The organism is Pseudarthrobacter lactosi, from assembly GCF_055412785.1.
On sequence record NZ_JBVAYS010000001.1, the window covers coordinates 915,578 to 930,018 of the forward strand.

A 14,441-nucleotide genomic window follows, 5' to 3' on the forward strand; every position below is an offset into this window, starting at 1 on the left:
CTCAGGAAGCCTGAACCGAGCGTGACTTGCCGACGCTGGCGATGAAGGACCGGATGGCTCGGTCACCTTCGGCAGAGTCCTGGGGCCGGTGTCCTCCCGCAGCAATGCGGTGCAGGGCACCGGTTTCCTGCAGGTATCCGGCGATTTCCTCGTAGAGCGGTTCCCAGCCGCCAGTCAAGACCATGGTGGGAACGCCAGGAACAATGTGCAGCGGGGCATCCCAGGACGGGGCCTGCAGCCGGAGCCGGCGAGCTGACCGTTTTTCCTCCGGCGTTGCGGGCTCCTGCAGGTCCGCCGCGAACATTCTCCTTACGAACTCACGCTGGAAGTCGTCATCGCTGAGTTGGTGCCGGATGTCGAACAGCGGTTGCATCAGCGCCCTGTGGGCAGACGTGGCCGGCAGTTCCGCGGTAAGTGACAAGCACGCCGGTTCAACCAGCGTGAGGGAAAACACCAGGTCAGGGCGTTCGACGGCGGCCATCATGGCCGCAATGGCGCCCTCGGCGTGGGCCACAACATGGCCGCCGGCGGCACCGCGGCCGTCGTCGGCCAGTGAGCGCAGGATGATGGCGGTGTCTTCGGCGAACGAGGACTCCAGGGGCTCAGCAACGGGGTCAAAGCCGTGCCGCCGCAGGAACAGGGCGTCGTACGTCAGCGCCATTCCGTGCTGGCGCGTCCACGCCGCCGCACCGAAAGGTCCGGCGCCGTGCACGAACACTACCCGCTGTTTGAACATGACCCAACCCTATTCCACGGCGCCGACATCCCGATTGGGCAGCAGTAAGTGTAGGCGTGAGTGCTCAACACAACACCTGCTGCTACCCGGCCGGGAGGGGTGGTTACTTGCCGAGGAACTTGTCGAATCCCTTGGGCAGGTTCAGCTGCGAAGGGTCGAAGTCGCCGCCCTGCTGGCCGAACGACGCCCCCGTGGGAAGTGCTTTCGCCGCGCCGGCCCGCCGGGCTTCGGCGTCCTTGAGCTCCTGGGCAGCCTTGGCAGGGTTGCCTGAACGGGCCTTCTTCTTCGGCGCGTTCTTACCGCCCTTCCGCGCACCGCCGGGGCCGGCCATGCCGGGCATCCCCGGCATTCCGGGCATGCCGCCGCCCTGGGCCATTTTCTTCATCATCTTCTGGGCCTGGCCGAAGCGCTCCAACAGGCCGTTGACCTCGGATACGTGCACACCTGAACCGCGGGCGATGCGTGCCCGGCGGGAGCCGTTGATGATCTTCGGGGCGACGCGTTCGTGCGGCGTCATGGAACGCACAATCGCTTCGACACGGTCGATCTCGCGCTCGTCAAAGTTCTCCAGCTGCTCGCGGATGTTCTGCGCACCGGGCATCATCATGAGCATCTTCTTCATGGAGCCCATATTGCGGATCTGCTGCATCTGGGAGAGGAAGTCGTCCAGGGTAAAGTCTTCCTGGTCGGCGAATTTCTTCGCCATCCGGGCGGCTTCGTCCTTGTCCCAGTTCTTCTCGGCCTGCTCAATCAGGGTGAGTACGTCACCCATGTCCAGGATGCGGGAAGCCATACGGTCCGGGTGGAACAGCTCAAAGTCATCCACACCCTCGCCGGTGGAGGCGAACATGACCGGCTTACCGGTGACCGACGCAACGGACAGTGCGGCACCACCGCGGGCGTCGCCGTCGAGCTTTGACAGCACGATTCCGGTGAAGTTCACGCCCTCGTCAAACGCGACAGCCGTGTTCACGGCGTCCTGTCCGATCATGGCGTCAATCACGAACAGCACTTCATTGGGGACAATGGCGCGGCGGATCTGGCTCGCCTGCTCCATCATCTCGGCGTCAACACCGAGGCGCCCGGCGGTATCAACAATCACGACGTCGTGCAGCTTCTGGCGCGCTTCCTCGACGCCGGCGCGGGCGACGGCAACCGGGTCACCGGCGGGGTGCTCCAGTTCCGAGGTGGCTCCGGGGTGCGGTGCGAAAACAGGCACGCCAGCACGCTGGCCGACAACCTGGAGCTGCGTGACGGCATTGGGCCGCTGAAGGTCACATGCCACCAGGAGGGGGCTGTGGCCTTGGGCCTTGAGCCATTTGGAGAGCTTGCCCGCGAGGGTGGTCTTACCGGCACCCTGGAGGCCGGCCAGCATGATGATGGTGGGGCCGGTCTTGGCCAGGCGGATGCGGCGGGTCTCGCCACCGAGGATCTCAACGAGCTCCTCATTGACGATCTTGACGATCTGCTGGCTAGGGTTCAGCGCCCCTGAGACCTCTGCCCCGAGGGCACGCTCGCGGACGCGGGCCGTAAATTCACGCACCACGGAAACGGCGACGTCGGCATCCAGGAGGGCGCGGCGGATCTCCCGGACTGTGGCATCAACGTCGGCCTCAGTGAGGCGGCCCTTGCCACGGAGATTCTTGAAGGTTGCTGTCAACCGGTCAGAGAGTGAATTGAACACGCGCCGCGCACTTCTTTCAGTGGATTTACAGGGGGGACTCGACTATCTAGGGTACCAAGTCGGGCTTGCCGGATGGCATGCTGGCAGGGTGACGAGCCAAACGAGTGTAAAAACCCTGCTCATTCTGGGCGCCTCAGGCGATCTGACCGGCCGCCTCCTGCTGCCGGGACTGGCCCGGCTGGTGGCTACCGGCCGCGCCGATGGCCTGACCCTGGTGGGCGCCGGATCCGACGCCTGGACACCGGAACAGTGGCGTTCCCGGGTGCACGAGGCCTTTGCCCCCGCCGCGGAGACCGCCGACGCGGCTGGAAAAAAGGCCCTCACCGCTTTGGCGAAGGCCACGGCTTACCACCAGCTTGATGTTACGGCGGACGGAGCCCTCGCGGCACTGTTGGCCGGACTGGAAGGCCCCACCGCCATTTATTTTGCGTTGCCTCCCCATGTCAGCCAGCTGACCTGCGAGTCCCTGCACCGCGACCAGGTTCCGGCCGGAACACGGCTGGTCATGGAGAAGCCCTTCGGCTCCAGTGAGGCCTCGGCCCGTTCCCTTAACCACACGCTCGCTGCGCTGGTGCCGGAGGACCACATCCACCGGGTGGACCATTTCCTGGGCAAGGCAACGGTGCTGAACATCCTGGGCCTGCGCTTTGCGAACAATTTCCTCGAACCCGTCTGGAACCGCGAGCATGTGGAAAAGGTCGAGATCATCTTCGACGAGGACCTGGCGCTGGAGGGCAGGGCAAGGTATTACGACAATGCCGGCGCCCTGCGCGACATGATTCAGAGCCACCTGCTGCAGATCATGGCGCTGATGGCCATTGAGCCGCCGGCCACCATCGGGGAACGCGACCTACGGGACGCCATCGCAGCCGTGCTCCGCGCCAGCAGCATCAGGGCGCCGTACGCGAAATCCACGCGCAGGGCCACGTATACGGCAGGGTCGATTGCCGGCAGGAACGTCCCGGACTATGTGCAGGAAGACGGGGTGGATGCCGCCCGCGGGACAGAGACCCTGGCGGAAGTCCGGGTGGACATCGACAACTGGCGCTGGAAGGGGGTTCCGTTCATCCTGCGTTCGGGAAAAGCCCTCGGAGTCAAACGCAAGGAGGCCGTGGTCACCTTCCGCCCCGTCCCGCATCTGCCGGGAGGCTTCACCGGCGTGGACTCACCCAACCAGCTGCGGATCGGGTTCGGGCCGGATACCCTGGCGTTCGATGTCGACGTCAACGGCCCCGGCAGCATCTTCAGCCTGAGCCGCACAACGCTGAATGCGGAGCTGAGCGCGTCTGAGCTGCTCCCCTACGGAGAAGTGCTGGAAGGCGTCCTGAGCGGCGATCCGCTGCTCTCGGTGCGCGGCGACACCGCCGAGGAATGCTGGCGGATTCTTGAGCCAGTCCTGAAGGCCTGGCAACGGGGCACGGTTCCGCTGGAAAAGTACGACGCCGGTTCGGCCGGTCCCGCCGGATGGTCAGGTTCCGCGGCGGCTGGATAAGTGCTGGCTGGCTAATGGGCGGCGGTTGGATACGCCGGAACAAACGGAACGGGCAGGGAACCTTTCGAGGTTCCCTGCCCGTTCCTACGTATGGATCTATAGACTGCTGGAACAGCTAGATGGCGGCGACGCCGCGTTCGCCGGTCCGGACCCTGACCGCTTCGAAGACGTCCACGGTCCAGACCTTGCCATCGCCGGCGCGGCCGGTGTTGGAGCTGGCGATGATGACGTCGAGGATGTCATCGGCCTGTTCGTCCGTGGCGAGGACTTCCACCCGGATCTTGGGCAGGAGGTCCACGTTGTATTCAGCACCGCGGTAGACCTCCGTGTAGCCGCGCTGGCGGCCGTAGCCGCTGGCCGCACTGACCGTCAGCCCCTGGACCCCGTAGGACTCCAGGCCTTCCCGGATGGCTTCGAGCTTCTCCGGGCGGACAATAGCTGTAATCAGTTTCATGCTTCCACGCTCTCCTTGCCGACTGCCGGCTCGGTCTTCTTGACGCCGGCAGCTTTGCCCTCAGTGGCCGTTGGCTTGCCCGTGATCAGTTCGTGGAGCGGCTGGAAGCTCCCGCCCTGGCCGCCCACACCGAACTCGTAGGCAGTCTCAGCGTGCAGGCTGAGGTCAACACCAACAGCTTCCTGCTCCTGCGAAACGCGGAAGCCCATAGTCTTGTGGATGGCGAAGGCGATGATTGCCGTAAGGACTGCGGAGTAGGCAATGGCGATACCGGCTGCTGCGAGCTGGGCCCAGAGCTGAGTCAGGCCGCCGCCGTAGAAGAGGCCGCCGCCCACACCGTCGGTGGGGAGGGCGATGAAGCCCAGTGCGACGGTGCCGATGATGCCCGACACGAGGTGGACACCCACAACATCCAGGGAGTCATCGAATCCCCAGCGGAACTTGAGGCCAACTGCAAGGGCGGATGCGACACCGGCTACGACACCGAGACCCAGTGCACCGACCGGGCTGACGTTGGCGCAGGCCGGGGTGATGGCCACGAGGCCGGCAACGACGCCGGACGCGGCACCAAGGGAGGTGGGGTGGCCGTCGCGGATGCGTTCTGTGATGAGCCAGCCGAGCATTGCCGCGGCCGGGGCTGCGAGGGTGTTGATCCAGATCAGGCCGCCCTGCTCAGCGGTGGTGGCGGCGCCGCCGTTGAAGCCGAACCAGCCGAACCACAGGATGGCTGCACCGAGCATCACGAACGGGATGTTGTGCGGGCGGTGGTTGGGGTCCTTGCCGAAGCCGCGGCGGTTGCCGATGATCAGCACGAGTACGAGGGCTGCCACACCGGCGTTGATGTGAACCACGGTGCCGCCGGCGAAGTCGATGGCCGGGCCGAGGGCCTGGCCAATGGCGCCTTCGGGGCCGAAGAGGCCGCCGCCCCAGACCATGTAGGCCAGGGGGCAGTAGACGAGGGTGACCCACACAGGGACGAAGACGGTCCAGGCGCCGAACTTGGCACGGTCAGCGATCGCGCCACTGATGAGGGCTACGGTGATGATGGCGAAGGTGGCGGCGTAGCCGACCTTGATGAGCCCGTCCGGGGTGGTGATGCCTTCAAGGCCGAAGGTGGCAAACGGGTTCCCGACAATCTGCAGGAATCCTTCGCCGGAGCTCATCGAAGCGCCCCAGAGGACCCAGACCACGCCGACCATGCCGATGGAGATGAAGCTCATCATCATCATGTTCAGTGCAGCTTTGGCGCGCGTCATGCCGCCGTAGAAAAATGCCAGACCTGGTGTCATGAACAGCACGAGTGCTGCTGCCACCATGAGCCATACGTGACCTGCGGTAAGTTCCATGGTGCACGTCCTCCCTATGATCGATGCTGCGGAATGCTCCGCTTTACTAACGCCTTTTGCGTCCTGTATCGAGTCTGTCGCTGCCGTGTTTCGCCCGCAGAGGATTTACATTGCGGGCTTGTTACAACAACCTCCCGGAAGTAAATGGTGCATATCTGGCTTGTTACGGTTATGTTTCACCGCTGCCGCCGACCCTCGGCTGCCTACTTTGCAAGGAAACCGCCCCATGACGGCACCATCTCGCGTGAGCCGCGCCACAATGCGGATTTTGTCCGTTATCCGCCCGCAGAGGCCCGCGCTTCCGCGCGACATCAAGGTGATGCTCGCTGCGGCGTTCCTGATTGCCCTCGGGTTTGGGCTGGTGGCGCCGGTCCTGCCCCAGTTCGCCACCACTTTCGACGTCGGGGCGACGGCCGCCGCCGTGATCGTGAGCATCTTCGCCTTCATGCGGCTGGTGTTCGCGCCGGCGGGCGGGGCCTTGATTGCCCGATGGGGTGAGCGGCCGATCTATGTGGCGGGGCTGCTGATTGTTGCGGTTTCAACCGCGGCGTGCGCCTTTGCCCAGGACTATTGGCAGCTCCTGGTCTTCCGGGGGCTTGGCGGTGTGGGCTCGGTGATGTTCACGGTGGCGTCGATGGCCCTTGTGGTGCGGCTGGCGCCGCCGGAAAGCCGGGGCAGGGTTTCGGGCGCTTACGCGTCCGCGTTCCTGATCGGCAGCGTCCTGGGCCCCGTGGTGGGCGGGCTGCTGGCCGGGTTCGGCTTGCGGGTACCGTTCCTTTGCTACGCCATCGCGCTGATCCTTGCTGCCGCGGTGGTGCAGACCCAGCTCAGCCATGCGCCGTCCGCGGCCCGGTCCAGTATGGGCCGCGCCCCTGACATGCCATTCATCGAGGCCTGGCGAGTTGGTGCGTACCGCTCGGCGCTGATGTCCAGCTTCGCCAACGGCTGGGCCACGTTCGGTGTGCGGATGGCCACCGTCCCGCTGTTTGCTGTCGCCGCGCTCGGCGCCGGTCCGGAGGCCGCGGGCCTGGCGCTGGCCGTCTTCGCTGCCGGCAATGCCGCAGCGCTGACGTTCTCCGGCCGGCTGGCGGACAGCCTGGGCAGGCGGCCGTTGATGGTCGTTGGGCTCCTGGTCGCCGGGCTCGCCACGGCCGCCATCGGCTTCACGTCCCACCTGGGTTGGTTCCTGGCCGCGTCGGTGGTGGCCGGGGTGGGGTCCGGCCTGCTGGGACCTGCCCAGCAGGCCGCCGTCGCGGATGTCATCGGCAATGAGCGGTCCGGCGGGCGGGTCCTGGCCGCGTACCAGATGACCTCGGACGTCGGTGCCATTGCGGGACCGGTGCTGGTGGGCATCCTGGCGGACCGGCTGGGCTACGGCTGGGCATTCAGCGTCACCGGCGCCGTGCTAATGCTCGCGGCCGCCTGCTGGTCCATAACGCGCGAGCCGCTGAAACGAATCGAACCCGCTCCCTAGTTCAGCAGGGCGTCGACAAAGCTCTCAACTTCAAACGGGGCCAGGTCATCTGCGCCTTCGCCAAGACCGATCAGCTTGACCGGCACGCCGAGTGATTTCTGGATGGCCACCACGATGCCGCCCTTGGCAGTCCCGTCCAGCTTGGTCAGGACAATGCCGGTGATGTTCACTACCTCGGCGAAGACGCGGGCCTGGTTCAGGCCGTTCTGGCCGGTGGTGGCGTCCAGAACCAGCAAAACCTCGTCGACCTCCGCCAGCTTCTCGATGACGCGCTTGACCTTGCCGAGTTCGTCCATCAGGCCGGTTTTGTTCTGCAGCCGGCCGGCGGTGTCGATCATAACAACGTCGACTTCCTGCTCAATGCCGGCCTTGACCGCCTCATAGGCGACGGACGCGGGGTCTGCGCCGTCGACGTCGGACTTCACGGTGGGTACACCCACACGCTGGCCCCACGTGGCCAGCTGTTCGGCGGCCGCGGCGCGGAAGGTGTCCGCCGCGCCGAGCAGGACGTCCTTGTCCTCGGCAACAAGCACGCGGGCGAGCTTGCCCACGGTAGTGGTTTTGCCCACACCGTTGACTCCCACCACCAGCACGATGGCCGGCTTGTCCGCGTGCCTGTCGGTGCGCAGCGCGCGGTCCATGGTGGGGTCCACCAGCTTGATCAGTTCCTCCCGGAGCAGAGCCTTGACCTGCTCGGGGGTCCTGGTGCCGAGTATTTTCACGCGCTCCCGGAGGGCGTCGACCAGCTGCATGGTGGGTTCCGTGCCGAGATCGGCCAGCAGGAGGGTCTCCTCCACTTCATCCCAGACGTTCTCGTCGATCTTGTCGCTGGACAGCAGCGCAAGCAGGCTCTTGCCGAGGATGTTGTTCGACCGGACCAGACGCTCGCGGAGGCGGGTCAGGCGGCCGGCAACGGGAAGGGGGGTCTCAACCGGGATAATTTCCAGGCCGGCCACGTCATCAGGAACATCGGTAACTTCAAGGTCGTCGAGGTCGACGCCGGCGGGAGCGTTGCGCTCGGCCGGAACCACGGGCGAATCCTCGAGCAGTGTTCCCCCGCCGGTGGCGGGGTCATTGGCGTCGCGGGTCCCGGGGTACTGGGTGATGTTCTTCCGCGTCTTCAACAGGACCGGGATCAGCCCGCCAATAACCGCCAGGGCAGCAACAATGGACAGAATAATGGGGAGGATGTCATTCACTCCCCTAGCTTCTCACAAACGTGGCAGGCCTTCGGGGCGGCCACCTGCGCGGACGTTATACGTCGGCGCCCAGCCGCTGGCTGATGACGGTGGACACGCCGTCGCCGCGCATGGTGACGCCGTACAGGGCATCAGCTACTTCCATGGTCCGTTTCTGGTGGGTGATCACGATCAGCTGGCTGGACTCCCGGAGCTCCTCGAAGATGGTGATGAGCCGGCCGAGGTTGGTGTCATCAAGGGCCGCTTCAACCTCGTCCATGACATAGAACGGCGAGGGGCGGGCTTTGAAAATGGCCACCAAAAGGGCGACGGCGGTGAGGGACCGCTCGCCTCCTGACAACAGTGAGAGCCGCTTGATTTTCTTGCCGGCAGGTCTCGCTTCGACTTCGATTCCGGTGGTGAGCATGTCCGAAGGGTCCGTGAGGACCAGCCGGCCTTCGCCGCCGGGAAAGAGACGTTCAAAGACGTGGACGAACTGGTCCCGGGTGTCCTCAAAGGCTTCGGTGAAGACACGCTGGACCCGGTCATCCACTTCCTTGATGATGTCCAGCAGGTCCTTGCGGCTGGATTTCAGGTCCTCCAGCTGGGTGCTGAGGAACTGGTGCCGTTCCTCCAGGGCGGCGAACTCCTCGAGTGCCAGCGGGTTGACCTTTCCCAGGGCTGACAGGTCCCTTTCGGCCTTACGGAGGCGTTTCTCCTGCTCCTCCCTAACAAAGAGCCTGCCTTCAGGGACCGGTGTGCCGTCGTCGTTAACGGGGGTCCGCAGGGCCGCCCATTTGTCGCCGCTTTCCTCTGCGGGGACGGGCACGGGAACGTCCGGGCCGAAGTCCGCCACCAGGATGTCGGGGGTGATCCCGAGTTCCTCGATGGAACGTGTTTCCAGGGCTTCAATCCGTGCCCGCTGCTGCGTGCGGGCCAGTTCGTCGCGGTGAACCGAGTCCGTCAGTTCCGCCAGTTCGCGGGTCAGAGTGTCATTGGATGTCCGGGTCTCATGCAGTGCACGGTCCCGTTCTTCCCGGTTCTCTTCGGCAAGGTCTCGTTCCTGCCGGGCCAGCTCAACAGACACGTCGATGAACCGGATTGCCAGCTCCACCGCAGCGGAGACCGCGGCCGCCCGTTGGGCCTGCATCCGACGGCGCCGCGCGCGTTCGGCGGCCTCTTCACGTGCCCGGCGTTCGGTGGCCGCGGCACGTTCCAGCGACAGAGCCCGGTTGCGGGTAGCCGTCAACTGCTCTTCCGTGCTGCGGAGCGAGAGCCTCGCGTCCATCTCCGCGGACCTGGCCAACGATGCCGCCAAGGCGAGGGCATCACGCTGTTCGGTTGAGGGTTCGTCTTCGGCTGGCGCCTCCTGTGCCGCAGCAAGGCGCGCCGCAACGGCGGCGAGCGCCTGCTCCTCTGCCACAACATTGGCCTCGGCCCTTGCCAGCGAGGTGGCCAGCCTGTCGCTTTCGCCGACGGCGCTGCGCAGGATGGAGTTCAGGTGGCCGAGTTTTTCGGCCACGGCCGCCAGCCGGGCGTCGGAATCGTGCAGGCGGTCCAGGGCAGCCTCTGCCCTCGTCCGGGCTTCGGCGCGCCGAAGCTCCGCGCCGGCCAGTGCGAACCTGTTCCGTTCCAGATCCGCGGTGACAACGGCCAGGCGGGCCTCGGCGTCGTCCACGGCGGCCTGCACCTCGAGCAGGGACGGCGCCTTCGCCGAGCCTCCGGTCACCGTGAGAGCGGTGAACACGTCCCCGGCACGGGTCACGGCTGTCAGGTCAGGGTGTTTGGCGACCAGCAGTGCCGCGCCCTCCAGGTCTTCAACAACTGCCACCCCGGTCAGGAGCGCGGCCACCACGGTGTCGGGCCCGCAGTTGGCGGATGCCAGGTCCACAGCCCAGCGTGCGCCCGCCGGCAAGGATGTGTCCGAGCCAGCGGTCGCGTCCCCTGTAGGCCCAGCAGACGCCAGCAGCAGGGAGGCACGGCCCGCATCGTCGTCCTTCAGAAACTGCACCACGACGGCGGCCACGTCAGGATCCCGGACCACGATCGCTTCGGCAGCCCCGTCCAGCGCCGCGGCAACCGCGGCCTCATAGCCCGGCTGAATAGTGAGGCTAGAGGCAAGCGTTCCCACAATGCCGTCCAGCCCGGAATTGAGGGCATGCGCCGCGCCGTCCTTGCGGTTAAGGCCGAGCTGCAGCGCATCCCGGCGGGCCACAAGGGCGTCACGTTCGCGGACAGCCTCTCCCCCCACGGAAGTCAGCTCGGCAATCTCCTGCACGACGGCGTCGAGCTCTGCGCTGGCGTCCTCGTAATCGGCGTCGAGGCTTTCCTCCCCTTCTTCCACCCCCGCCACCTGGGTTTCCAGGGCGGTGAACTCGGACTGCGCCCGGCGGCGGCGTTCCTGTCCGGCGGCGAGTGACTCCCGCAGCCGGCCCAGCTCGGCCTGCGCGGATTCAACCCGTGATCTTGCCGCACCCACCTGTCCGGCCAGCTTCGCCAGACCCTCGCGGCGGTCGGCGGCGGCCCGGAGGACGGCAGTGAGCCTTTTCTCCTCCGCGGACGCCTCGAGTTCGGCCGCGTTCTTCGCCGCCGTCGCTGAGTCCAGCGCGCTGCGCCGGTCCATAATGTGGCGCTCCAGCTCTCTCAGCTCATCCCGGACCCGGACGGCCTGCCGTTCCAGCTGTTCGGGATCCCTGCCCGAGTACGGTTCAGCATCAGCGGCACCCAGCAGCCGGCCGCGTTCCTGGGCCAGCGACCCCAGGGAACGAAGCCTTTCCCTGGACGCGGAGAGCCGGTACCAGGTATCCCGCGCGGCGTTGAGCTTTGGCGTGGCCTCGGCTGCGAGCTGTTCCACGGCTGCCTGTTGCCGGCGCCCCGCCTCCAGCTGCTGCTCCACTACCGCGCGGCGGGCCTTCAGTGCCGTTTCATCGGCCACATCCTGCTCGAGTGAATTCTGTTGCTCAACGAGGTCGTCGGCCAACAGCCGGGCGCGTGCATCGCGCACGTCGAACTGGACCCGCTGGGCGCGGCGCGCCACATCGGCCTGCTTTCCGAGTGGCGTGAGCTGGCGCCTGATCTCCCCGGTCAGGTCGCTCAGCCGCTGCAGGTTCGCCTGCATGGCTTCAAGCTTGCGGACGGTTTTTTCCTTGCGGCGGCGGTGCTTGAGGATCCCGGCCGCCTCCTCGATGAAGCCGCGGCGGTCCTCCGGCGTGGCGTGCAGGACCTTGTCGAGTTGACCTTGGCCCACAATGACATGCATTTCCCGCCCCATGCCGGAATCCGAGAGCAGTTCCTGGATGTCAAGGAGGCGGCAGCTGGCACCGTTAATAGCGTATTCAGAGCCCCCGGTGCGGAAGAGAGTCCGCGAGATGGTGACCTCGCTGTACTCGATGGGGAGTGCGCCGTCGGTGTTGTCGATGGTCAGGGAGACATGGGCCCGGCCCAGTGGTGGCCGCCCGGACGTCCCCGCAAAAATGACGTCCTCCATTTTGCCGCCGCGGAGCGTTTTGGCTCCCTGCTCTCCCATCACCCAGGAGAGGGCGTCCACCACGTTGGACTTGCCCGAACCGTTCGGCCCCACCACCGCCGTTACGCCCGGCTCAAAATCGAAGGTTGTGGCCGATGCAAACGACTTGAACCCACGGACGGTAAGGCTTTTGAGGTGCAAGGTGTTTCTGTTCTCCTGAGTGGCTGAAGCGGCGGCTTTGCTGCCCCAAATCTACTGCGTCATGGCGGAAATCCGCGGATTTGCGGCCTATCCGCTGTGACAGCTACTGCCGGACCACCGCCGGAGACCAGGCATGCTCGATGAAGAGCGAGGGCTGCGCCGCCGGATCAATGGACAGTGACCAAACATCGCTGTCCTGACCGGAATCATCCCGCGGAACGCCGTAGACAACTGTACTTGCGTCGAGCCACTCAAGCTGGTCGTCGATGTCGCGTTGTTCCGCAAGGACAGTTTCCGTGCCCGCGGCAACGTCCAGCACCGCGATGTTGCGGTGTCCCACGAGCGTGCCGGTGACACTCTTTTTGTAGGCAATCCGGGTTCCGTCCGGCGAGACCGAGGGACATTCAATGCCCGTTGCGGTCACTGTCAGGGTCCGGTCCTTCAGGCTCCCCAGCACAAGCCAGAATTTCCCCTGGGAGGAGGCCGTGGCGTAAAACGCATCGGGCTGGCCAGGAACGAAGGTCACACCCCAGACATTGCGGTCCGAGGCCTTGATCTGCGTTCCGCCCGAAATCAGTGCGAATTCTTCGAGGTTGCCGTGGATGGTGCCGTCCCGCCCACGGACCACTGTCTCCGTGGAAAACCCTGCGCTGGAGTATGAGTGCCCGGAAACAAACACGGTGCTTGCCAGCAGTGACCCGTCGGCGCTGATGCGGGTGCGGCTCGGAATTCCTGCCAACGGCCACGATTCGACGGCGTCCAGGGAGTCGTCGTACGTGGTCGCCTCAAAATTCGTGGGGATCTCGTTCCTCGTGCGCAGGCAGCTGACCAGGCCACGCACCGCGTAGACGCGGTCACACGCGTGTCCGCTGAGTGCCCGTTGGCCAGCGGGGTCAGAGAGCAGGACTGTGGCGGCCTCCCCGAAGCCCTGGCCCGGCGCAGTATTCCTGAACATCACAAAAGGTGCGGAGGGAAGGGATTGGGCGGCGACGGTTTCAACGGACGACGGCGCCGCCTGGCTGCTTCTTGCCGTCTGGAACGCCGAGACGGCGTACGCTGCCGTACCGGCCGCAACCAGAACCGCCACGGCGAGCAGGACAAGCCACCGTGCCCAGCGGCGGCTCACGCTGTCACCATCCACCGGCGGACTCCGCCCATCAGGACCGTGCCGGTGGCGAGTGCTGCGGCCAGAAGCACAGCCACGCAGATCATGGCTGTCACCGGTCCGAGCAGGAACCACAGCACGCCGAATCCGGCGGCCGCAAGCATTCGTGTCAGGGCAACCACTGTCTGCGCGGTACCAAGCGCCGTTGCCACGTTCGCTGCCGGTGACAGCTGGCTGACGATTGCGGCGAGGACCCCGTCGGTGGCGGCGTAGAAAATTCCCAGCAGGAGCAGGCACCCGAGGGTGGCGCCGAGGCCGCCGAAGGGGAGGGCGGCAAGGACGTAGCAGGCCAGCAGCGCCAGGTGGCCGCCCAGGAAAACCGGAACGCGTCCCCACCGGTCAGCCAGTTTCCCCAGCGGGATGGCGAACAGGAGGAAGACAATGTTCGTTCCGACATACAGCAGCGGAAACCACTGAACGGCAAAGGAACCCTTGTCCTGAAGGATCAGGTAGATAAAACCGTCGCCGATGGTAAGGATGCCCAGCAGGCCGGCGGTCACCAGGAGACGTGCCAGTCCGTGCCTCTTGAGCGTTGCCCATCGCAGCTGCGACCACCGGAATCGCGGACGGACCTCACGCGGCGGCGCACCAGGGCCCCGCCCGCGGCCCGGGACCATCAGCACCAAGACGGCCACGCCGAGGACCGAGAAGGCCAGCGAGACGATAAATACGGTGCTGAATCCGTTCGGAATCAGCACGAGCACCAGGAATGCCAGCAGCGGCCCGGTGGCGGCACCGATGCTGTCCAGCATGCGGTGAACGCCGAAGGACCGTGCAAGGTAGTCCGGTTGCGCAGCCCCGGAGATCAAAGCGTCGCGGGGCGCCGTCCGGATGCCCTTTCCGATCCTGTCACCGGTCACGACGCCGGCGATTGCCCAGAACCCTCCGGCAAACAGGAATCCGATGCGGGCCGCCGCGGAAAGACCGTAACCGGCAACCGCAACGCGCTTGGGCTGTCCCGTGCGGTCCGAGGCCCAGCCTGCGGCGATCCGCACCACAGCACTGGCTCCCTGGTTGATGCCGTCGATGATTCCGAAGGCGATAGTGGACAGGCCCAGGAAGCCCGTGACGTAAAGCGGAAGGATGGCAGCCACGGACTCGGTGGAAATGTCCGTCATCATGCTGACGATCCCGAGCCAGATGATCACCGGGGACAGCCGGAACGCCGTAGCGGCGACAGCGGGCGTGACTGACTGCCGGTCCTTCTGGCCGCCGGTGCGGTCCGACATCGAAAGGTACAAAGGC

General features: G+C 65.8%; 10 protein-coding genes. 2 read left to right on the forward strand and 8 right to left on the reverse strand.

Going from position 1 to position 14,441, the window contains the following annotated elements; genetic code table 11:
- Position 1: 1 nt before the first annotated feature.
- Both ACZY0Q_RS04250 and ffh read right to left on the reverse strand, forming a co-directional pair.
- Positions 2–736 carry an alpha/beta hydrolase gene (locus ACZY0Q_RS04250; protein WP_463914960.1) on the reverse strand — a complete coding sequence of 245 codons (735 nt, stop codon included), beginning with the start codon at positions 734–736 and terminating at the stop codon, positions 2–4.
- Between the two features lie 103 nt (positions 737–839).
- Entirely contained in the window at positions 840–2,420 is a 1,581-nt protein-coding gene (gene ffh / locus ACZY0Q_RS04255; RefSeq protein ID WP_463914961.1) for a signal recognition particle protein, read from the reverse strand.
- An 88-nt stretch (positions 2,421–2,508) separates the two neighbouring features.
- Between ffh and ACZY0Q_RS04260 the strand changes: the two genes are divergently transcribed.
- Positions 2,509–3,912 carry a glucose-6-phosphate dehydrogenase gene (locus tag ACZY0Q_RS04260; RefSeq protein WP_463914962.1) on the forward strand — a complete coding sequence of 468 codons (1,404 nt, stop codon included), beginning with the start codon at positions 2,509–2,511 and terminating at the stop codon, positions 3,910–3,912.
- A gap of 115 nt (positions 3,913–4,027) precedes the next feature.
- On the opposite strand, the gene ACZY0Q_RS04265 is transcribed toward ACZY0Q_RS04260, so the two are convergent.
- Together ACZY0Q_RS04265 and ACZY0Q_RS04270 are read right to left on the reverse strand one after the other, a co-directional pair.
- Positions 4,028–4,366, reverse strand: coding sequence for a P-II family nitrogen regulator (locus tag ACZY0Q_RS04265; protein WP_056349123.1), 339 nt, complete (start codon positions 4,364–4,366; stop codon positions 4,028–4,030).
- Positions 4,363–5,712: an ammonium transporter gene (locus ACZY0Q_RS04270; RefSeq protein ID WP_463914963.1), complete on the reverse strand. Its 1,350-nt coding sequence runs from the start codon at positions 5,710–5,712 to the stop codon at positions 4,363–4,365. Before ACZY0Q_RS04270 ends, ACZY0Q_RS04265 begins: the two co-directional genes overlap by 4 nt.
- Positions 5,713–5,938: 226 nt before the next feature.
- On the opposite strand from ACZY0Q_RS04270, the gene ACZY0Q_RS04275 reads away from it, so the two are divergent.
- Positions 5,939–7,186 carry an MFS transporter gene (locus tag ACZY0Q_RS04275; protein WP_463914964.1) on the forward strand — a complete coding sequence of 416 codons (1,248 nt, stop codon included), beginning with the start codon at positions 5,939–5,941 and terminating at the stop codon, positions 7,184–7,186.
- On the opposite strand, the gene ftsY is transcribed toward ACZY0Q_RS04275, so the two are convergent.
- From ftsY to ACZY0Q_RS04295, 4 genes are all read right to left on the reverse strand, one after another.
- Entirely contained in the window at positions 7,183–8,385 is a 1,203-nt protein-coding gene (gene ftsY / locus ACZY0Q_RS04280) for a signal recognition particle-docking protein FtsY (RefSeq protein WP_463914965.1), read from the reverse strand. The two genes, ACZY0Q_RS04275 and ftsY, sit on opposite strands and share 4 nt — an antisense overlap.
- Before the next feature lie 55 nt (positions 8,386–8,440).
- Positions 8,441–12,031 (reverse strand): chromosome segregation protein SMC, encoded by a 3,591-nt coding sequence (smc, locus tag ACZY0Q_RS04285; protein ID WP_463914966.1) that lies wholly within the window; start codon positions 12,029–12,031, stop codon positions 8,441–8,443.
- A gap of 103 nt (positions 12,032–12,134) precedes the next feature.
- Positions 12,135–13,157 carry a TolB-like translocation protein gene (locus ACZY0Q_RS04290; protein WP_463914967.1) on the reverse strand — a complete coding sequence of 341 codons (1,023 nt, stop codon included), beginning with the start codon at positions 13,155–13,157 and terminating at the stop codon, positions 12,135–12,137.
- The gene (locus tag ACZY0Q_RS04295; RefSeq protein ID WP_463914968.1) at positions 13,154–14,425 is read right to left on the reverse strand and encodes an MFS transporter; all 1,272 of its coding nucleotides are present in this window, start codon (positions 14,423–14,425) and stop codon (positions 13,154–13,156) included. Before ACZY0Q_RS04295 ends, ACZY0Q_RS04290 begins: the two co-directional genes overlap by 4 nt.
- Positions 14,426–14,441 lie beyond the last annotated feature (16 nt).

Excerpts from the sequence above, each read along its gene's own strand:
- ACZY0Q_RS04250 (WP_463914960.1), bottom strand. The coding sequence starts at position 736 with ATGTTCAAACAGCGGGTAGTGTTCGTGCACGGCGCCGGACCTTTCGGT.
- ACZY0Q_RS04265 (WP_056349123.1), bottom strand. The coding sequence starts at position 4,366 with ATGAAACTGATTACAGCTATTGTCCGCCCGGAGAAGCTCGAAGCCATC.
- ACZY0Q_RS04270 (WP_463914963.1), bottom strand. The coding sequence starts at position 5,712 with ATGGAACTTACCGCAGGTCACGTATGGCTCATGGTGGCAGCAGCACTC.
- ACZY0Q_RS04275 (WP_463914964.1), top strand. The coding sequence starts at position 5,939 with ATGACGGCACCATCTCGCGTGAGCCGCGCCACAATGCGGATTTTGTCC.
- ACZY0Q_RS04295 (WP_463914968.1), bottom strand. The coding sequence starts at position 14,425 with ATGTCGGACCGCACCGGCGGCCAGAAGGACCGGCAGTCAGTCACGCCC.